Annotated in this window: 19 protein-coding genes, 1 tRNA gene and 1 pseudogene; 15 read left to right on the forward strand and 6 right to left on the reverse strand. The window is 36.6% G+C overall.

All coding sequences use genetic code 11. From position 1 onward, the window contains the following. Window positions 1-105: 105 nt before the first annotated feature. From QME58_04345 to QME58_04375, 7 genes are read left to right on the forward strand one after another with little or no spacing between them, the layout of a single operon-like run. Window positions 106-609 (forward strand): HNH endonuclease, encoded by a 504-nt coding sequence (locus QME58_04345; protein MDI6803063.1) that lies wholly within the window; start codon window positions 106-108, stop codon window positions 607-609. 21 nt (window positions 610-630) lie between these two features. Next, entirely contained in the window at window positions 631-1,614 is a 984-nt protein-coding gene (trpS, locus tag QME58_04350) for a tryptophan--tRNA ligase (GenBank protein ID MDI6803064.1), read from the forward strand. Further along, on the forward strand, window positions 1,614-2,345 hold the full coding sequence (locus tag QME58_04355; GenBank protein ID MDI6803065.1) for a segregation/condensation protein A: 732 nt from the start codon (window positions 1,614-1,616) through the stop codon (window positions 2,343-2,345). Before trpS ends, QME58_04355 begins: the two co-directional genes overlap by 1 nt. Continuing rightward, complete coding sequence (gene scpB / locus QME58_04360; protein MDI6803066.1) at window positions 2,333-3,028, forward strand: SMC-Scp complex subunit ScpB; 696 nt, start codon at window positions 2,333-2,335, stop codon at window positions 3,026-3,028. The genes QME58_04355 and scpB overlap by 13 nt, the downstream gene beginning before the upstream one ends. After that, window positions 3,018-3,737, forward strand: a complete 720-nt coding sequence (locus QME58_04365; GenBank protein MDI6803067.1) for a pseudouridine synthase — start codon at window positions 3,018-3,020, stop codon at window positions 3,735-3,737. Before scpB ends, QME58_04365 begins: the two co-directional genes overlap by 11 nt. Window positions 3,738-3,746: 9 nt before the next feature. Continuing rightward, complete coding sequence (locus tag QME58_04370; GenBank protein ID MDI6803068.1) at window positions 3,747-5,171, forward strand: M64 family metallopeptidase; 1,425 nt, start codon at window positions 3,747-3,749, stop codon at window positions 5,169-5,171. A gap of 15 nt (window positions 5,172-5,186) precedes the next feature. Continuing rightward, a complete protein-coding gene (locus QME58_04375) occupies window positions 5,187-6,965 on the forward strand; it encodes a M14 family metallopeptidase (GenBank protein MDI6803069.1) in 1,779 nt (592 codons plus the stop codon). Between the two features lie 392 nt (window positions 6,966-7,357). On the opposite strand, the gene QME58_04380 is transcribed toward QME58_04375, so the two are convergent. After that, window positions 7,358-8,272, reverse strand: a complete 915-nt coding sequence (locus tag QME58_04380; protein ID MDI6803070.1) for a DUF4209 domain-containing protein — start codon at window positions 8,270-8,272, stop codon at window positions 7,358-7,360. Window positions 8,273-8,320: 48 nt separating this feature from the next. Beyond that, a complete protein-coding gene (locus tag QME58_04385) occupies window positions 8,321-9,208 on the reverse strand; it encodes a hypothetical protein (GenBank protein MDI6803071.1) in 888 nt (295 codons plus the stop codon). On the opposite strand from QME58_04385, the gene QME58_04390 reads away from it, so the two are divergent. Further along, window positions 9,198-9,326 (forward strand): hypothetical protein, encoded by a 129-nt coding sequence (locus tag QME58_04390; protein ID MDI6803072.1) that lies wholly within the window; start codon window positions 9,198-9,200, stop codon window positions 9,324-9,326. The two genes, QME58_04385 and QME58_04390, sit on opposite strands and share 11 nt — an antisense overlap. Window positions 9,327-9,352: 26 nt before the next feature. Here QME58_04390 and QME58_04395 read toward each other — a convergent pair whose 3' ends face one another. The 3 genes and pseudogenes from QME58_04395 to QME58_04405 form a co-directional block, all read right to left on the reverse strand. Continuing rightward, window positions 9,353-10,252 (reverse strand): GIY-YIG nuclease family protein, encoded by a 900-nt coding sequence (locus QME58_04395; GenBank protein ID MDI6803073.1) that lies wholly within the window; start codon window positions 10,250-10,252, stop codon window positions 9,353-9,355. Between the two features lie 2 nt (window positions 10,253-10,254). After that, window positions 10,255-11,607 carry a hypothetical protein gene (locus QME58_04400; protein MDI6803074.1) on the reverse strand — a complete coding sequence of 451 codons (1,353 nt, stop codon included), beginning with the start codon at window positions 11,605-11,607 and terminating at the stop codon, window positions 10,255-10,257. A gap of 371 nt (window positions 11,608-11,978) precedes the next feature. Beyond that, window positions 11,979-12,251 (reverse strand): annotated as a pseudogene (locus tag QME58_04405) (GIY-YIG nuclease family protein). A gap of 199 nt (window positions 12,252-12,450) precedes the next feature. Between QME58_04405 and QME58_04410 the strand changes: the two are divergent. Genes QME58_04410 through QME58_04425 form a run of 4 tightly spaced genes read left to right on the forward strand, consistent with a single transcriptional unit; the run spans window position 12,451 to window position 18,490 of the window. Next, entirely contained in the window at window positions 12,451-14,595 is a 2,145-nt protein-coding gene (locus QME58_04410; GenBank protein MDI6803075.1) for a S9 family peptidase, read from the forward strand. Between the two features lie 2 nt (window positions 14,596-14,597). Then, window positions 14,598-15,956, forward strand: a complete 1,359-nt coding sequence (gene lysC / locus QME58_04415) for a lysine-sensitive aspartokinase 3 (GenBank protein ID MDI6803076.1) — start codon at window positions 14,598-14,600, stop codon at window positions 15,954-15,956. An 18-nt stretch (window positions 15,957-15,974) separates the two neighbouring features. Next, window positions 15,975-17,243, forward strand: coding sequence for a diaminopimelate decarboxylase (gene lysA, locus QME58_04420; protein ID MDI6803077.1), 1,269 nt, complete (start codon window positions 15,975-15,977; stop codon window positions 17,241-17,243). Further along, window positions 17,240-18,490, forward strand: a complete 1,251-nt coding sequence (locus QME58_04425) for a glycosyltransferase family 39 protein (protein ID MDI6803078.1) — start codon at window positions 17,240-17,242, stop codon at window positions 18,488-18,490. Before lysA ends, QME58_04425 begins: the two co-directional genes overlap by 4 nt. Here the strand turns inward: QME58_04425 and QME58_04430 are convergent. Next, window positions 18,478-18,882, reverse strand: coding sequence for a hypothetical protein (locus QME58_04430; protein ID MDI6803079.1), 405 nt, complete (start codon window positions 18,880-18,882; stop codon window positions 18,478-18,480). The two genes, QME58_04425 and QME58_04430, sit on opposite strands and share 13 nt — an antisense overlap. A 99-nt stretch (window positions 18,883-18,981) precedes the next feature. Here QME58_04430 and QME58_04435 point away from each other — a divergent pair. From QME58_04435 to QME58_04445, 3 genes are all read left to right on the forward strand, one after another. After that, window positions 18,982-19,054 (forward strand) — tRNA-Ala (locus QME58_04435). Window positions 19,055-19,202: 148 nt separating this feature from the next. Further along, window positions 19,203-19,319 carry a GIY-YIG nuclease family protein gene (locus tag QME58_04440; GenBank protein ID MDI6803080.1) on the forward strand — a complete coding sequence of 39 codons (117 nt, stop codon included), beginning with the start codon at window positions 19,203-19,205 and terminating at the stop codon, window positions 19,317-19,319. Between the two features lie 215 nt (window positions 19,320-19,534). Further along, on the forward strand, window positions 19,535-21,277 hold the full coding sequence (locus tag QME58_04445) for a family 10 glycosylhydrolase (protein MDI6803081.1): 1,743 nt from the start codon (window positions 19,535-19,537) through the stop codon (window positions 21,275-21,277). Window positions 21,278-21,307: the final 30 nt, after the last annotated feature.

The raw sequence follows: 21,307 nt of genomic DNA on the forward strand, positions 1-21,307 counted from the left end.
ATATATTTTTTATGAAATAAATCATTTTAACCATAACCAATTAAAAACAAAAGGAAGTATTTAGTCTTCAGCAAGTTTACAATTTCAAAAAGGTCAAATGGTATCCTGAGTTCAAGGGTACTTGTTCTGAATCAGAATTATGAACCGATCAGCATTTGCAATGCTAAGAAGGCAATATTGTTATTATACCTTGGTAAAGCCGAATTAGTTGAAGCCAAAAACGGCAAGGTAGTACGATCGGCAAAAACCCAAATTTCCGTTCCGAGCATTGTGAGGTTAGATATTTACATCCGCATTCCGTTTCAAAAAATTATTCTATCGCGGAAAAATATTTTGCGCCGCGATGGGCATCAATGCCAATATTGCGGTTCGCATGGTGGTAATCTCACTCTGGATCATATCATTCCAAAATCGCAAGGAGGCGAAGATACGTGGGAAAATTTAATAACTGCCTGTGTATCATGTAACAACAAAAAAGACGATAGAAAACCTGAAGATGTTAATATGAAGCTTCTCCGACAACCGAGAAAACCGAATCACATCACATTTATTCGACACAGCGTAAATAAAATTGATGAACGATGGAAGCCATACCTCTTTTTAAATTAATTACGACTCAACATTCTATTCATGAATAATAAAAAGCGAATACTCAGCGGGATGCGACCTACGGGTAAACTACATCTTGGGCATCTAGTGGGTGCCTTAGAAAATTGGGTTACCCTGCAAAACGATTTTAACAACTATCATTTGATTGCCGATTATCACGCACTCACAACAGATCTGAATTCTACAAACATTTATCAAAATTCAATTGAGATGTTAATCGACTGGCTGGCAGTAGGGCTTGATCCTGAAAAAAGTCCGATGTTCCGTCAATCTAAGATTAAAGAGCACTGCGAGTTACACCTAATTTTTTCAATGCTCATAACATCAGCTCGTTTAGAACGCAATCCGACAGTCAAAGATCAAGTTCGTGATTTGAATATCGAGAATATTTCTTACGGTCATCTCGGTTATCCTGTCCTTCAGGCAGCAGATATACTTTTATACAAAGGTGAATTCGTTCCTGTAGGTGATGATCAGGTACCACATGTTGAGATTACGCGAGAGATAGCCCGCCGTTTTAATCAGCAGTACGGCGAAGTGTTTCCTGAAGCTGAACCCCGCCTGACTGTTTTCTCACGGCTACCCGGTTTAGACGGCGACCAGAAGATGAGCAAGTCGGCAGGCAACACAATTTTAATTTCCGACGATGCGGCAACAGTACAGAAAAAGATGCGCTCGGCTGTAACGGATCCGCAAAAACTTCGCAAGGGAGACCCTGGAAGACCAGAAATATGTTTGGTATTTACATACCATAAAAAATTCAATCCTTCCGAAGTTCCGGAAATCGAATCTGGATGTCGCAGCGGGGCGTTAGGTTGCGTAGATTGTAAAATGAAATGTTCAAATAAAATAAATGAACATCTATCTCCATTTATTGAGAAGAGAAAATATTTTGAAGTTAACCCGGAATTAGTTCTTGAAATATTGACCGACGGCGAAAATAAAGCTCGTTTTGTTGCACAAGAAACAATGAACGAAGTTCGTTCCGTAATGAAGTTTGGGTAATGTCTTATAAAATTAAATTGCTCCAATTCGAAGGACCGCTCGATCTGCTCTTGTTCTTTATCAAGCGGGATGAATTAGATATTAAAGATATTCCAATTTCAAAAATCACAAAAGAGTTTTTAGATTATTTAAATATTCTTCAAGAACTTGATCTTGAAATAGCAGGCGATTTTATCGTGATGGCTGCCGAGCTGATGCAGATTAAAGTAAAAATGCTTCTTCCGAAAGAACCCGGCAACGAAGATGAGCAGGACCCGCGTGCGGAATTAATAAGAAGATTATTGGAATACAAACGTTACAAAGAGATTACGGAAAAATTTTCAGACTTAGAAATAGAGCAACGGAAATTATATTTCCGCAAAACATTCCATCAAGATGAGAAAAAAATTCCTCCCGAAGACCAAGAGGAAGGTTTAAAAGATATCACAATGTATAAACTTATCTCGGCATTCAAACGTGCAATGGAGCGTGCCCCACGGAGGATTTACCACGATGTCGAGTTGATGAATGTTACCATTGATGAACAGATGAGCTATATAGTCGATTTTTTTCGTGCTCGCGACGAAGGAACATTCCTTGAACTTGTAGCGTATATGACTGAGAAAATTCGTATAATTGTTACAATTATTGCTCTTCTCGAATTGATGAAAGCTCAAATTGTAGCCATCAAATATGTAGAAAGTTTAGAAGACGATTTCATAATTTATAAAGTAAAAGAATGGATCAATTAGATAAACAAAAAGTAGTTGAAGCTCTGATATTTGCATCTGATGAACCGTTGTCTTTGAGAGAAATCGTGAACATTCTAAAAATGTCTGAAGAAAGCCATTTAAGAATTAGAATGAATGAAGACGATGTTCTCTCTGTGATCAGGCAGTTGAATAGCGAATACGTAACATCAAACAGACCATTCCGGATAATTCAGTCGGCGGGTGGATTTCAGTTTGCAACACTCCCTGATTTTGCTACTTGGTTGGGATTAATGGTTAAAGAAAAAGCGAAACGAAAACTTTCGCAATCTGCTTTGGAAACTTTGGCGGTCATCGCTTACAAACAACCGGTAACTAAACCGGAGATTGAAGCTATACGTGGTGTGAACGTTGACTATATGATCAGCGCTCTGCTCGAACGCGATTTAATTACAATCGTTGGAAGGTCGGCATCGCCCGGCAGACCGCTGTTATACGGAACAACTTTAACATTTTTAAAACATTTCGGTATAAATGATTTGATTGATTTACCCAAACCAAGAGAAATTGATGAAATTTTAAGCGACACTACTTTTGAAGTAGAAAAAGAATTGATGAAGCGATTAGGCAAAGATTTAACTGAACAGGAAGAACAAATCTCCGGTTCCGATGAATCACCAAGCGATGAAAATGGAACACAAATGGAAATTAAAAATGAGAATTGAAATGAAACTTGTTAGGTTGAATAAGTTTATAGCCGATTGCGGTCTCGCCTCGCGCCGTAAAGCTGATACATTGATAGAAGAGGGGAGAGTAAAAGTAAACGATAAAATTAAAACCGAATTAGGTTTCAAAATTAATCCCTCACGCGATAAAGTTTTTGTCGATGGCAAACAAGCCGTAAAATTAGACAAACCTGTATATATCGTTTTCAACAAACCAAAAGATTGTATCACAACAACCAAAGACGAAAAGGGGAGAACAAGTGTTTTGGATTATGTAAAAGTCCGCGATCGTATTTATCCGATCGGTAGGCTCGATCGTGACACAACGGGTGTTTTGCTCTTAACTACTGATGGCGAGTTTGCTAATCATTTGATGCATCCAAAACACGAGATTAAAAAATCATACAAAGTTACACTCAATGAACCGATGACTCCCCAAATCGCTGCTATACTCAGTAAAGGAGTAAAGATCTCCGGCAGGCAAACAGAAGCTGCCGAAGTGATTATTATTCCAGGAACGAAAAACAAAGAAGTTGGTATCATCATTCACGAGGGAAGAAACCGTCAGGTTCGTAGAATGTTTGAAGCTCATAATTATGAAATTAAAAAATTAGAGCGCATTGCCTACGGTGATGTTTCAATCGAAGGATTAAAACGTGGCGAATGGCGATATATGACTAAAAAAGAGATCGAAAGTTTTTATAAATAGGAGAAAATTATGCAACTAATTAAATTGTTTGTGTTTAGTTTACTAATCTTTGTTATAAGTTCAGTAGCTTATTCAAATTTTGATAAGTTATTCTTCAATAAAACTATGCGTGTTGATTATTTCCATACAGGCTCGAAGACGCAAGAGATTTTTAACATCGACCAAATTTATGAAGAAGGCGAGTGGCCCGGAAGCAAAATTAACTTGATCGATACACTGAATTATGGTGAATATTTAGTAAAAGTATTTGATGTTGCAACCAATAATTTAATTTTCTCACGCGGTTATTCTACAATCTTCAACGAATGGCAGTCAACCGATGAGGCTGCGCCCGGTGTTTTTAAAACTTACCACGAAACAGTCCGACTTCCAATGCCAAAGCGGAAAATCCAATTTACAATCAACAGGCGGGATAAACAGATGATGTTTAAAGAAGTTTATTCAATTACGATTGATCCCGAAAATCCAACCGTTGTTAATAAAAATAATCGTAAATATGACTTCAAAGTTTCGCAAGTTATGAACAACGGACCTTCGGATAAAAAGGTTGATGTGTTGATAATCGGGGATGGCTATACAAAAAATGATCTTGATAAATTTCGCAGAGATGTTAAAAAAGTAAACGACCACATGTTCAGCGTTAGTCCATTCAAAGAACGAAAAAAAGATTTTAATGTTTGGACGGTAGAAGTTGTTTCAGCAGATTCGGGTATCGACAAACCCGATGCAAATGTTTACAAAAATAACATTCTCGGCACTACTTATAATTATTTTAATTCGCCACGTTATATTTTAACCGAGGAGAATAAAACATTACGAGATATTGCAGCAGCCGTGCCTTACGATTTCATAAATATTCTTGTGAACGATAACCGTTACGGCGGCGGCGGAATTTACAACCTTTACACAACTACATATACGATTCCCGACGCTGCCGATAAAGACTGGCAAATAGATTATGTTTATGTTCACGAATTCGGACATAGTTTCGGTGGGCTTGGCGATGAATACTACAGTTCGCAAGTTTCATATACCGATTTCTACACAAAAGGTATAGAACCCTGGGAACCGAATGTTACTGCTCAAACTAAAAAAGAAAAATTAAAATGGAAAAATCTTGTTGATGCCGATACACCAATTCCAACTCCGTGGGAAAAAGCTGAGTTCGACAGTCTCGAAAGCCTCCGCCAAAAATTAGATCGCTTAGCACCCGACTATTACCAGAAGCGTGAACCTTTGATTCAACAGACTCAAAATATTTTGAAATCTACAAAATATGCAAATAAGGTCGGTACCTTTGAAGGGGCTGGATATATTTCAGAAGGACTGTTCCGTCCGCAAGCCGACTGCCGTATGTTCACATTGAGTTTAGCCGACTTCGATGCAGTTTGCCGCGCATCAATCATCAGGATGATAGATTTTTATTCAAAATAATTTTGTTAGGTATTTATGGTCAAAATACTATTTGGTCTTATTTTATTTTTTTCGTTTGGATTTTCACAACAAGATATTCCGAACGTATGGCTTACAAAAGCTGAAAGGAGTAACTTTATTGAAACAGCCCGCTACGAAGAAACCCTGGGTTTCTGCCGCCAGTTAGAAAAAGCTTCATCCTGGATAAAGATAATCTCTATCGGTAAAAGTGGCGAGGGGCGTGAAATTCCTTTGTTGATCGTTTCAAAAGAAAATATTTTTAATCCTGAAAAAGTTTATAAATCTTCCAAGACCGTTGTCTTGATCCAAAACGGAATTCACTCAGGAGAAATCGAAGGCAAAGATGCATCGCTGATGCTTCTGCGTGATATTGTCATTACAAAAAAATATCCTCACCTGCTCGATAATACAATTCTTCTGATACTTCCCATTTATAATGTCGATGGGCACGAAAGATTTAACTCTTATAACAGGATCAATCAAAACGGACCGGCACAAATGGGATGGAGAACTAATGCTACGAACTTAAATTTAAACCGCAATTATATGAAAGCCGATGCACCGGAAACACGCGCCTTCCTGAAAATGTTCAATACCTGGCTTCCCGATTTTTTTATTGATGTTCACACAACCAACGGCGCCGATTATCAATATGCACTTAGTTATTCAATCGATAATTCTGAAAATATGCAGCAAGGTGTTCGCACTTGGATCAACGAAAATATTATTAAGAATGTTTTCACAAATATGGAATCATCGGGTTATCCGCTTGTGCCTTATGTCTGGTTCCGCAATAATATGGACTTGGAAAAGGGGATTCAAGGGGGAGTTGCTCCGCCACGATTTTCAAACGGTTATCCACCCCTTCAAAACCGTCCTGCATTACTCATCGAAACACACATGATGAAAGACTACAAAACGCGTGTCGAGGGAGTGTATCATTTTATATTAACAATTTTAGAAAACTTTCACACCGATAATGGACAACTTAAAAAAGCAGTTCGGAATGCTGATGCGCAAACTATAAACGGAGTAATCTCACCGTTCCCAATCCGTTTTGAAACGAATTCGGAAGCTGACTCGATTAATTTTTTGGGTTATCAGGCAATCGTTGAATCGAGTGAGGTTTCTGGGACGAATTGGATCCGCTGGACTAACGAACCTCTCGATATAAAAATTCCTTGGTTCAATAAAACAAAAGTTACTGCTGCGATTGAACCACCTTTGGCTTATTTAATTCCACAGCAATGGATTAATGTAATAGATGTATTGCGGTATCACGGTATCGATGTCGAACGATTAAAACAACCGGTCGAAGTTGATGCTGAAGTTTATCGCTTATCAGATGCTAAGTGGCAAGAGAAATCATACGAAGGTAGGCACCCTGTAAGTTATAATGTTGAGAAATTTACAGAGAAACGGAAATTTCCAGTGGGAACTTTTGTTGTTCGACTTAATCAAAGGCTTGCCAAAGTTGCAATTCACTTACTTGAACCGGAAGCTCCTGATGCTTTAGCATTTTGGGGATTCTTCGATGCAATTTTTGAACAGAAAGAATACGCCGAAGCGTATGTCCTTGAAAAATTAGCCCGCGAAATGTTAGTCGAAAATGCAGAATTGAAAAAAGAATTTGAGTCGAAGATTGCGAGTGATACAACATTCGCAAAAAGCCCGCAAGCAAGGTTAAACTTCTTTTACGAGCGTTCGCCGTACTGGGATACTCAGATGAACCTGTATCCTGTTGCGCGGGTTGTTTCGGATGTGAAGTTTGTAACGGAACCGGTTAAGAAATGAATCGGTGGAATGGGGAAGGGGAGAAGTCGGAATGAAGGAATGATGTCAGCCGGAGGCTGATGTGCCTATGGCACAGATTGTTGGAGTGATGGAATGATGTAAGCTGGAGGCTGATGTGCCAATATATAGTCTATTACGTTATAGAAATCAAAATAATATTTTGTGCCATATAACGGCGTTGCCGATAAGCGGCGCCCCAGAACAAGAATGCCACTTAGAAAACAACTGCCGAAGATTAAGCAAACTGTGCTTAACTTTCATCGTAAGCGCAGTTTGCAACAATGTTATTTAATTGAACTACCTTGAACAAGTTAGCCGAAACGGAACGACTAACACTGAAATTTGTTAAATGCCGAATGCGAAAACGCTGTCGGCTTGAGGCACTTGTTAGCTCACGTCTCATTCTTTTTAGTAAAATCATACATCCCAATTTTTAATAAACATATAAACAAGAGGTGCAAGTTATCAACTGAATATTCAGAAGAATGCATTAAGCCGTGTGCGACTTTATGCCTTAAATTATAGCCCTTCTTTTCAACTAATAGAAATTTGAACAGCAACAAATCGTCTGGATTAAATATTTTTTCTATTTCTTCTTCCCTAAGTAACATATTGATATCTTTTTCTTTTACTATCAATTTATCATTTTTATCTTTTGTTTGTGTGAATGTTGTAATTCCATTAAACGAACATAAATCTCTTACAAGTCCTTCAATTTTTAAAGTCAGTGAATCGGTTGGCATTACTAAATCCGGATAGTAATTAACATTATGAATGATATTCTTTAATTGAACAAAATATTCGATTAAGCTTCCAGTTATTTGGGATAACCAATTGAAACTATAAACCTTGCCCATAATTTTTTTTGTGAAGGTTTTACCAAACCAAGAATTCTTTTCAAAATAATCTAAAACAGAATTAATATTTAACTTGTTTTCTCTAACACACGTATAAATTATATAGTGAATGAGATAAATATACTGCATACTTAAAGCGTGTCCATAATTCTCAAGAAGATGGAAATATACTTTCTCGTTTTCAGAAGAAAAATGTTGGATAGGATTTCCAGATTGGTCGTGAATCGTTTTTGTTAATAAATGTAAGAATGGAGTTAATTCTGCTTGTGATTTGACGGCTTCTTCTAGTTCTTTTTTATTGGGAAGAATATCCTTAGCGTGCATCAGGGTCTTCAATATTTCCTCGGAATCTGTCTTTGCGATTTCTTCCGCTACCTTTTGGCAATGATCAATATATTTTTCAAGACCAATCTTTTGGGAATATTCTTGTAAGCCAACATCTGCTTTCAATGCAATAAACTTTTCTTCTAGCTCTTTTATTTTAGAAGAATCTTTAATTTATTTGTAACAATCTAAAGCTTGTTGACAATAACTAATGCCAGCTAAGTCTTCTTTAGTTTCTGCTAATAGCTTCTCGTAAACAATTGCCTCGTTTTTCTTCCAATTGTATTTGGTAAGCCCTAGCTTCTTTGATAAAGCATATCCAATCTCAAGCATTTGAATTGCTGGATGATATTCGTTATCATTTTCAAGTATGCTCGATATATCCCACATTATTTCAATCATTTCATCAAGTGATGTATCCTTGAATATTTTGTAGTTATCATTGATAAGGCGAAGAAGGTTGTATTGCAGAAAATGGTTTTTAGTTTTGACTGATTTGTAATTTTTGATATGCTCAATTACAAGTGAAATCACTTCATTTGTTTTGTATTTAATTTGAACAGATAAGGGGAACAAATTCCTAAGATAGTATAAGATTTTGTGCGGCGAATCTTTTAACTCCCCAGATTTTACTTCTTGATTTAGTTCTTCTATTATTGCGAAATAATCATCTATTGCTGATTGCGCATATTTTTGATTTTTGTGAGGAGATAACCATAATAAATGGGAATAGCGAACACGCAAATAGATATTATTAGTTTCAGCAAACTTGTTTTTAATATGTTCAAAAGAATCTCCGGTAAAATTGTTTAAGGATGGATATTCCACAGGATTGCCATCTTTGTCAGAACCACTCCACATATTATGGAGTTCGTTATCACGAATTGTAAAATTAAAAATGTCCATTTCGAGTTGCGCTAATTTAACAGCATCCATATCCTTTGTTTTATATTTCTCATCTCTATACTTCTGCCAAATGTCGCTTACTGAAGTAGGATATTTATCTACAAAGGATAAGGTTTCTAAATATTTATAAACTTCTTCATTGGTATTGAAATTCATATTTGCACCAATTAGTGAGCTAACTATTAATTATCCCGCCATAAATCTGCATATCACTTACGCCGGTGGCGGACAAGCCGGCGGTTTGTGTGTTATAATCTATTCAGCCAGAGGCTGACAAGTAAAAACTTTGTTTTCGCGTTATCACTTCACAATGCGAAATTCTGTTACATCAATCTCATTACTCTTATACCTCAATTTTATTTTATCCTCTTCAAATGCAACGAATATATCAATTGTATTTCTAGAAAACGCATCAGAATCATTTATCACTTTTTTTACTTCTCTGAAGGGAATCAATAAGATGCTGCCTCTTGGCATAAGTAGTGAACCATTTTCTTCTTTGAGGGTTTTCTTCAAAACATCTCTAAAAGTTACTTGCCAACCTTTTTGCTTTTTACTTCCAGGTCTAATAAAAACTTTCTCGCCATTGATGGTTGCTTCATATGATTTGAATTCTTGAATATTATATTTATACTTCTCCAAAATTTTTCTCAGGTCATCTAACATTACTTCTTCTTGACCTCTTTTTGCAATTAGCTTTTGAATTAATCCTTTCCTTAACAAGAAAAAGTTTAACTCAGAAATTAATTTTGTTACGATAACTTTCTGTAAAGAATTCAGAGTCTGCTTTGACCCTTGGGATACAACTTTATATTTGTTTGCCTTAAATAGGGCGATCAAATAAAATTCTAATTCAAGTCTAACAACGTTATCATTAAAATCAGACTGGTTCGCGGGTCGACCATCATTGATTATTACAACTCTATCCCAATTTTTAATTTTATCATCCGGCGTGTTATTGTGAGTTTTTAATCTAATATAAAGACTTTTTGCTTCTCCTACATAAACTTTATTAGTTTTTGATTCAATAAGCAAATAAATACCGGGATAATCAATTTTTCCAAGTTCCGCGTTGAAAGTTTCTAAAGATTTGATAGAACGAGGGAAATCCCACGAACGAATTTGCTCGGTAGTTCTTGACCTAATTATGTTTTCACCATTCCGAGGATCTTCATAAAAACCGATCTGTTTTTCTTCCACTTTTATTTCCTTAATGTGATTATGGTTTCTCTGAGCTTATAACTTCTAATTTGTCCAGAACGCCTATTTCTCGCTTTTTCGATTTTCTCAATTGTGAGTCCTAAATCTTGACCAATTTTTGCAATCATTAAATCAGTAGGAACATAAACATCTGCAATAAGGCTGTCGCCAACTACTAAAATAAACCTTCCATTATTATTTATTTTATCTACAACTTTCTTAAAAACTTTATACATATCATCAAAATATTTATGCACGATAAAAGGCATATCCTGACGACGATATTTCCCTCTTCGGTCAATATTCCGTTTAATATTACGTTTGATATTTTCTATCCATTCATTAGTATAAGTAGGCTGGTATTCTTTAATCATTCCCTTTGAAACATTATCACAAACCACCATCTCATCTTTTACTTTTTTAAGTTGTGCCTGATTAGTAGCAAAACCTAACCAACCCATTTCTATTTTGTAATTGATAACATAATCTAACCCATTCATATAAGGTGGAGATGTAATAACCAAATCAAATTTATTGTTATGTTCATATTCCATTGCGTTAGCAAGAATTACATCCGCTCTTGTCGTAATAAAATCCGAGTATTCATTATGAATGATTCTCAAATCCTCAGCAATTTGATGAATCTTTTGGTTCATTAGAACAAATGGGGCTGCGGGGTCGATTTTTTTATTTTTTGAATATCCCAAGCAAGGACTTCGCTTGAGATTACTAACATCAATTAGAATGGATGAAAAAGCCACTTTTAATAAATCAACAATAATAGGATTTATATTTTTTGAAAGATTTTCGATGCCACCTTTCAGCAATTCCAATTTTTTTAAAACACCTTTTGAAAAATGTTTTTCAGATTTTAAAAATTTTGGAGCAGGTGATAATTTACTAGTATCTAATTTGTTAAATACTTTTAATAATTCTGTGGAAGACACTTCCCAAGAATTAAGCTTTGTTTCAGCAATAAACTTTAAAAGAGGATTAAGCTCGGTACCAAACGACCTGTACCCATTTAATTTTGATTGAACTTGAACTGTACCACAGCCAGTGAACGGATCTAAAATTATTGGATTTTTGTAATCTTGACTGTACTGATCAAAAATAGTTTGAACAAAAGATGCAGAAAAACCTTGTACGTAAGGTGCCCAACGATGTATAGCCTCATTTACATTTGGGCTAAATTGAATCGGTTGTTTTTTATTAAGTATAGATATACCCAACTCTTCTAAATAACGAATAGAATCTAAGTCACAATTGCCCATCTTTTTGGGTGAATTGAGTATATTCAGCTGGCGTGCAGTTATATGTTTTGCATTTATCGGAAATAAATTTTGTTGTTGCATATTATGTTAAACTATTTTAAAAAAAGATACAGAACAAACCATTATTAGTATATATCGTAGCTGCCCTCAATATATTATTTAATACCTTCAAATTCAAATTATTTTGACTTTACTATTTATTCCTAGGTACATTACTCACTGTTGTCTGTCCTTTTGCCTATTTTTATTTCGGTTGTATCGGGCGTTTCGACATGCTCAACGCCCGGTAAGGTTGCTGAGTTTGCAGGGCATGGCACTTCGACGCGCTCAGTGCCCTTCTCTCTGTCGGTTGCTGAGCTGTTAAACTGAGCTTGTCGAAGTTTTGTCGAAGCAACCATATCTTTGACTGCCAAAGCAACCGCAGCAACCGGTTTACCAAACTGAGTATAATTCCTTGACAAGAGAGGCAAATCTCTGGAGCATCCTTCTATCAAAGCTTTTTTCTTATTGTGGTTCCATCCCTGCACTTGTTTCTCGCGATAGAATGCTTCATCTATTCTTGAATATTCTTCATAATAAACAAGTTTGACAGGTAATCTTCTCTTAGTATAGTTCGCACCGAGAACGTTTTGATGTTCACAAAGTCTTCTCTCTAAATCTTTCGTGCTTCCAGTATAATAACTTCCATCAGCACATTCAAGTATGTACATAAACGCAGAATTCATAATGAATTAGTATTCTTTATTCCCTGAATAAATATATTATTTAATAGTTTTAAATTCAAATTATTGCTTCTCTCATCGGCTTTTGCTAAATTTGAAGCGTTAATCGTTTATCGTGAATCATAAATCTTAAATCATAAATCTTATCAAGGAGTTTGTTATCAACAAAAATATTATCACTCGAATATTTATAGTTCTTGTCTTGCTTTCGCAAGTAACCTTCGGTCAAGAAAAAGGTAAAGAACTCACGCTTGAAGACATATTCAACTCCACTAAATTTGCTCAGAAATCTCTTCGTAGTATCACATGGATGCAAGATGGTAAAGCATTTCTTTTCTTACAGACCGATACAGCAAAAAAACAAACAGACATTTGGAAATATGATGTAGCTACCGGTCAACGATCGCTTTTTGTTGATGCATCTAAATTAATTCTGAATGATTCCGATAAAGCATTCAAAATTTCTAACTACATTTTATCACCCGACGTTAAGAAGATACTATTTACCGGCGTAGTTCCAGCGCGTGCAATGAAATCGGGGGGTAACTTCTACTTTTATGACTTACAAGCCGAAATATTTCAACAGCTTACAGATACACGAACCGAGCAAATGAATGTAAAATTTTCTCCGGATGGAAAGAAGGTTGGCTTCGTTCGCGATAATAATATTTTTATTATCGACATTGGGACGAAAGTCGAAACACAGCTTACATTCGACGGCGAAAAGCATATAATGAACGGCCGCTTCGACTGGGTATATGAGGAAGAGTGGAGTATAATCGACGGCTGGCTGTGGTCGCCTGATAGCAAGAACATCGCCTTTTGGCAGCTTGATGAGAGGAGAGTGCCTGCATACCAACTCACCGACTTCAATCCGCAGCATCCAAAAATCGAAACAATGCGCTACCCAAAAGCCGGCGACCCGAATTCCATTGTGAAAATTGGTGTAGTTTCAGTCGAATCTAAAACTACAAAGTGGATGGACATCGGTGACGATGACGATATTTATATTCCAAGAATTTATTGGACTGCAAAACCGGGTAAACTTGCAATTTTCCGTGTGAACCGGCTGCAAAATAAATTAGATGTATTAGAAGCCGACATTAAGACCGGGTCAAGTTCGATAATCTTAACCGATGAATCAAAAACGTGGTTAGATGTCGAGCAATCGAATTATATATTCCTTAAAGACGGTCGATTATTGTGGGCATCAGAAAAAAATGGTTATCAGCATATTTATATAACCACTTTTGATAAACAAACCAAGCAGATTACAAAAGGAAGCTGGGAAGTAGATAAGATTTTAAAAGTTGATGAAGCCAAAAGTGTGGTCTATTTTACTGCTACGGAAAAATCCCCACTCGAACGCCATCTATACAAAATAAAATTAGATGGAACCGGCTTCAAACGTATCTCCACCGAAGATGGAACCCACAGTATAAATTTCTCGCCTGACTATTCGGTGTACATTGATACTTATTCCGATGCTTACACACTGCCCAAAATTCGTCTTCATAAAAACGATGGAAAGTTAATCAGAATAATCGAGGAGAATATTGTTACTGCTTTCGATGAATACAAATTAAGCAGGAGGGAGTTTTTTGATTTCAGAACTTCCGACGGCATTTCATTAAACGGCTGGATGATGAAACCGGTTGATTTCGACCCAACAAAAAAATATCCAGTTTTAATGTACGTTTATGGTGGACCTGGTTCACAAACAGTTACCAACAGTTGGGATAGAAACAATTTGTGGTACACACTTTTAACTCAAAAGGGTTACATCATTGTTAGTATCGATGGCAGAGGTACAGGCGCTCGTGGTACTGAGTTTAAAGAAATGGTTTATAAAAATTTAGGAAAGTGGGAAACGCACGACCAAATCGAGGGCGCGAAATATTTGGCATCACTTCCATTTGTGGATGCGTCACGCATCGGGATTTGGGGATGGAGTTACGGAGGTTATATGGCGGCAATGAGTATTTTGCTTGGTAACGAAGTTTTCAAAACTGCGGTTGCAGTCGCTTCAGTAACCGATTGGAAATTTTACGATACGATTTACACCGAACGTTATATGCAGACTCCGCAGCTTAATCCCGAAGGATACAAACGGGGTTCAACACTCACGTATGCGGATCAATTAAAAGGAAACCTCTTGTTAATTCACGGCACTTCCGACGATAACGTCCACTGGCAAAACACAATAACTTTGGTCAATGAATTGCAAAAGAAGAATAAACAATTCCAAACTGCATTTTATCCGGGTGGAACTCACGGCGTAGCAGGGGGAATTGGACGGCTTCAATTATACACGATAATTACAAATTATATTTTGGAAAAACTTTAATTATGATAGTTATGAAATTTGGCGGTACTTCTGTTGAAGATGGCGCAGCAATTCGCCGCTTGATCGAAATAGTAAAACGAGAGCTTCCGAAACAAATCATAGTCGTTGTTTCGGCTTGTTCGGGTGTTACGAATGAATTGATTCGATGCGCCCACACAGTTAAAAATGGCTCAGAATCAGATGCGATGGATATTCTGGATACATTGCACAAACGGCACACTCAAATAATCGGGGAATTAATAAAAGGAAATCGACTCGCCACTCTGACAAAACAGATAGATGAATATTTCAGTGAAATAAAAAACATAGTAAGGGGTGTAAACCTCCTCGGCGAATTGACTCCACGAACTCTCGACCTTCTCACGAGCTACGGTGAACGTCTTTCGTCATTGATTATCCACTCGGCTTTAGAAGAATCTGGAATATCTTCTAACTTATTCGACGCACGAAAGGTAATGATCACCGACTCATCTTTCGGTTCAGCAAAACCTTTGTTTGATAAGATAGAAGAACGGATTAAAATATATCTCATTCCGGTTTTAAAAAAAAATCATGTTGTTATTACACAAGGTTTCATAGGTGCAACGGAGGAGGGAATTACGACAACAATCGGGCGTGGTGGTTCAGATTACAGCGCCTCAATATTCGGGTCAATCTTATCGGCAGAAACCATACAAATTTGGACTGACGTTGACGGAATGATGAGCGCCGACCCGCGCATAGTTTCGGAATCGAAATTAATCACCACTTTAAGTTTTAATGAAGCTTCAGAGCTTGCTTATTTTGGCGCTAAGGTACTCCATCCAAACACAATTTTACCGGCTGTCCAAAAAAATATTCCAGTGAAAATTCTGAACTCCCGTCGGCCAGAGATACAAGGGACGTTAATTCTACAGTCAACCGAATCTGAAAATAAATCCGTTGTTAAATCCATCGCATCAAAGAAGGGAATTATAGTTATCAATGTAGCCTCTTCGAGGATGTTTCTGGCGCACGGTTTTCTCGCAAAGTTGTTTTCTATTTTCGCCGACCATCAAAAAAGCGTAGATGTGGTATCAACCTCCGAGGTGAGTGTCTCTTTAACCATCGATAATGATAAAGACCTTGACCAAATCAGAAAAGACTTGGAGGATATCGGTGAAATAAGAATCGAGAGAAAAAAGGGAATTGTTTGTATTGTCGGTGAAGGGATGAAGAAAACACCCGGAATCGCTGCAAAAGCTTTTAATGCTCTCGCAAAAGCAGATATAAATATCGAAATGATTTCGGAAGGTGCCTCCGAAATTAATCTAACTCTCGTCGTTGATGAAGAAGATGTAGATAAGGTGGTTCGCGTTTTACATAATGAATATTTTAGTTAAATTAACATAACAAAAACATTGTACGAATTCAAATATAAAAATAATGAACTATGGTGCGACGATATATCATTGATTGAAGTTGCTGAAAAATTCGGAACGCCTCTTTATGTTTACAGTAAGAGATCTATAATAGATCATTGCCGCGAAATCGAAAAAGTATTCGGTGAAGTTGATCATCTTTCGTGTTATTCAGTAAAAGCAAATTCAAATCTAAATATTTTAGAAATCATAGCGGCGGAGGGAATAGGGGCAGATGCCGGTTCAATTGGTGAGTTGTATGTCGCATTAAAAGCCGGATTTCCACACGATAAAATTACATTTAGCGGAGTCGGCAAGCGTGATGATGAAATAGAATTTGCACTTCAAAACGATATTTCATTATTTATCGTAGAATCAGAAGAAGAACTTTACATCATAAATACTATTGCTGCAAAGTTAAGTAAGCTGGCTCGCATTCAGATACGTATAAATTTTGATATATCAGCATCCACACATCCATATATTTCGACGGGTGAAAAACATAATAAGTTTGGGATTGATCAAATGTATGCGGAAGAAATATTTCAGAAAGCAATGGAATTGAAAAATATAGAAGTTTTAGGAATTCATACGCATATCGGATCACAAATAACAAACCCGGATATTTTCATTGAATCAGCCAAAGCTGTTGTAGATTTAATTAAAGTTTTACGAAACAAAAGTATTCCAGTACAACAACTGAATTTTGGTGGTGGGTTCGGTGTACAATATCACGATTTCGTTAAGCACAAATTGTTACCGACCGACGATGAACAGATAGATTCAAAACTTACTACTGTAAAATTACTTGAATCCGCACTACCCGTGCTTAAGGAATCGAAGACAAAAATATTTATCCAACCCGGTCGGTCAATTATTGCACACTCAGGAGTTCTGCTCACAAAAGTATTATACAGGAAAACAACATCCGAAAAAACATTCATCATAGTTGATGCCGGAATGAACGATTTAATCCGTCCAAGTTTATACAAATCGTATCATCAAATTTCACCTATCACAATTAAAAATTCAGAATATGAAATTGTTGATGTAGTAGGACCTTTATGTGAGAGTGGCGATTATTTTGCATTAAACCGCCATTTGACTTTTGTAGAAAGAGGCGATTATCTCTCAATATTCTGCACAGGCGCTTATGGATACGTTCTTTCATCAAATTATAACGGTAGAATGAAACCTGCAGAAGTAATAGTCGATGGTGATAAATACTCCTTAATTAGGAATCGTCAGTCGTTTAAAGACATTGAATGAAGCTCACATCTGAAAATAGTTGGTTGCTTGTAATTTTATTGGCAGCACTAATTTTAAGATTGCTCTTTGCTTTTAACACACCGAACTGGCAGGCACCTGATGAGTATCCGCACTACTTTGTGATTAAACATTTAGCTGTAACGGGTGAATACCCAATCAGTAATCCGAAGTTTCCTTATTACGAAGCATATCAACCACCCTTATATTATTTTATAGGGGCTGGTATTTATTTACTCGTTAAGCATTTGGATTCTCCATCACCTGATTTGTTTCAGGAATTCGATCCCGACACACTTACCACTCCCAAGAATCCAGTACTGATTATCCTGCGATTATTTTCTGTTCTACTTGGGATGCTTACAATACTCATCATTTATAAAACAGCTTTTCTGGTTTTCAATATTGAAACAAAATCTGCTTTACTTGTATTAGCTATGGTTAGTACCCTGCCAACATTTATAGTAAATAATGCTTCGGTTACAAACGATGCGTTGGCAAATTTAGTTGGTGCTATCATTATTTGGCAAATCTTTTTACCTGAAACATCTAAAAGAAATATTTTAATTGGCGTCTTACTTGGGTTAGGGATACTAACAAAAGCAAACCTGTATCCTCTTTCATTACTAATTGTATTTTCGGTTTTGATTCAAAAACGAAATATGATGGAAACTATTAAAAGTGTTTACCCGATTTTCTTGATTGCATCAGCACTCTCATTATGGTTTTTCATTTGGAATTATACAAGATATGGAAGTATCATTGCGATATCTCCGGGTGTCTCTAAAATTTTATCAATCGATGAAATAACGCTTGTCGATTTATGGCAAACAGTTAGAAATATTAATTGGAGTTTTTGGGCGGCGGCAGGACGTATTTATCAAATCAATCTATCGCCTGTATTCTACTTATTAATATTTTTACCCGTTACGTTGGTTGCTTTATTAGGTGTGATAAAAACTTTACTGATTCGTACATACACGACTATCTCTTCAAATAATTTTAACATTATCTTTTTTGCAGGGACATTAATGATGTTATCCTCTTCGTATTTTTCCTTAATGTCAGTCGAGCACAGCAGTTGGGGAAAATATGTCTATCCCTCATTATCTTTCTTTATAATTTTGCTAATTTATGGCGTGTATCAAATCGTGGGTAGAACAAAATCACTAATAATATTCAGCTCGCTTGCAGGAATTCAAATTATTATATCGTTCTATCTACTGTATCAGTTGATTCAATTCAGTTGAGCTCCCTTTGAAATCCATCTTCTCAAACCATTGATTTGATTTTGATTAAGTGGGGGACGATCGGGCGGCATACGAGCTCCCAATTTTCCTTCTACCCGTAAAATCAACGGACTTGCATCCGGATTGCCCCTGTAAATTACTGGTGTCGATGCACCAGTCATAAAATTATCATAATCGTCTAAACTAAAACCACGGGTCTCCTTTGTATCAGCTCCGTGGCATCCAACAAAAGCACAGCTGCAATCGAATAGTGGTTGAACATGAATCAAGTATCGAACTGTTGCTGTATCGGGAAAGACGATATTACAGTCATCCGTTGTTTCGTCTTTACAAGAAGAAAAAATGACAATAGCAGATAGAATTATGATTAAGAAAGTTACTAATTTATTCATTTATTGTTAAATAATTTTTGTTTGTATGAATTTAACCAAATTGACTTTAAAACACAATCTTTGTATATTGGCAGTGCCAAAATTCGAGAAATTATAATTGGGGCCGTAGCTCAGCTGGGAGAGCGCCTGAATGGCATTCAGGAGGTCGTGAGTTCGATCCTCATCGGCTCCACTTCGAATTCGACACAACTTAACGGTTTATTTTCGTTAAATTGTATGTCGAATTCAGAATCCCGTCGAAGACGGGAGAAGAATTAACAAAAGGACTAACTTGATTTATCTTGTTAGTCCTTTTTAGTTTGAGGAATGAGATCGAAGAGATGGCATTTTACGTTTACATACTACAGAGTGAAAAAGACGGGACGTTATATACGGGTCAAACTTTGAATCTGAGAGAAAGATTGCACCTCCATAATTCCGGTAGAATAAAAGCTTGATGGGATAATGGATAAGCAGTAAAATACTTGTTCACCAGTGTTCTGTCTAAAATTCAAAAAAATAAAAAACCAGAACGACATAAGTCAATTATGCCCCAAAATTAAAATTCCCTCACGAACAACCCCAATTAAGATATTATAAATTGTTTTGTAAATATTATCTTGTAATTTTCTTGCATATTTAAGTTTCATCTGATATATTTATACAATTGATTATGAATATCTATTTTTACTTGAAAATATTATTAGGTTTAACCTTTTTTATCGTTAATCTGCCCGCACAACCGGCGGGTTCTACCCGGATGCCCAAACAGGAGTTCCGTGCAGTATGGTTAACAACAGTTGCAGGATTAGATTGGCCCAAAACAAATGACATTGAAGAACAAAAGCGTTCGCTCCTCGAAATAATTCAAATTATTAAAGCTGCTAATTACAACACTATATTTTTTCAAGTTCGGGGCAGAGGTGATGCGATGTATAAATCGAACTACGAACCTTGGTCAGACCGGCTCACAGGAACCTTTGGCAGAGATCCCGGTTGGGATCCTTTGGAATTTGTTCTTAAAAATGCCCATTCGCTTGGGATGGAAGTACATGCCTGGTTTAATACATTCAGAGTGCGGAATGGTGAAAAAGTTTCGAATGGGGGAAAAAGACACATCGCCGACATTCAACCAAGCTGGGTGAGAAAATTAGATGGTGAAATGTGGCTTGACCCGGGAATTCCAGAAGTCAGAAATTATTTAATTAACGTTGCAATGGATTTGGTGAGGAATTATAGTATCGACGGTATCCATTTCGATTTTATACGTTATCCGGGGAGCAATTATCCTGACGAAGATACTTATCGTAAATTTGGCCGGGGTGAAGATAAAGATAGCTGGCGTCGTGAAAATGTAAATAAATTTGTACGTGCTTTTTATGATTCGGCAATGCAAATAAAACCTATGTTAAAGGTTGGTTCAGCGCCTATCGGTGTTTACAAAAATTTACCTAACGCAAAGGGTTGGCAATCGTATTCAGCAATTTATCAGGACTCGCGTAAATGGCTGCAAGAGAAAAAACACGATTATATAGCGCCACAGGTTTATTGGTCATTGGGAACAGAACCGCGAGATCCTGACTTTGCGGCATTAACAAAAGATTGGTGCGAAAACAAACTCGATAGACATATTTATATCGGAATTGGTGCATACAAAGAAAAAGTTTTCGATCAACTTCCGTTATTAGTAGATGTTTCACGTCTTTATGGTGCTGATGGAAATTCATTATTCCGGTATGAATTTATCAAAGACATAAGTACAATCAGTGGGCGATACAGTTATCCGGCGTTGATTCCACCAATGTCATGGAAAGATAACATCCCACCAAACCCACCGTCGGATTTGATAATAGATGAAATATCGGGCGGAGTTTTTCGCTTGCGATGGAAACCACCAGCACCTGCAAAAGATTTAGACCGTGCAAAATACTACGTAATATACCGTTCAACACGGCATCCGGTAAATATTAACGAACCATCAAATATCATAGTTATTACCACAACGAATGATACAGTATTCATTGATCGGATACCAAAACCTAAATCATCTAATTACTATTACATTGTAACCGCAGTAGATAAAGGTAACAACGAAAGCCAACCTGCGACTGAATTAAAAGTCGAAATTCCCATTGTAGCTACACTTTCCAAAAAACTTGCTCCCAAATTTCCCCTTTCGTCTTACCAAAACAATTTGGAATCGATTTTTGTAACGTACGAAGTAGCAGAAGAAGGTAGAGTCAAATTAAAAATACTCGATACTTATAAAAAAGATTTGCAAATAATTGTTGATGAAAATAAAAGACCAGGACGTTATGTAGTCGAGGTAAACTCGAAATTCAATGAGTCGCTAATTACTCTTCAACTTACATTAGGGACAAAAATCTACAGCAAAAATTTACTTCTTCAACAATAAACGTTTTGTTGCGAAACAATTAAATTTTTT

This window comes from Bacteroidota bacterium (genome assembly GCA_030017895.1).
GTDB lineage: Bacteria > Bacteroidota > Ignavibacteria > UBA10030 > BY39 > JASEGV01.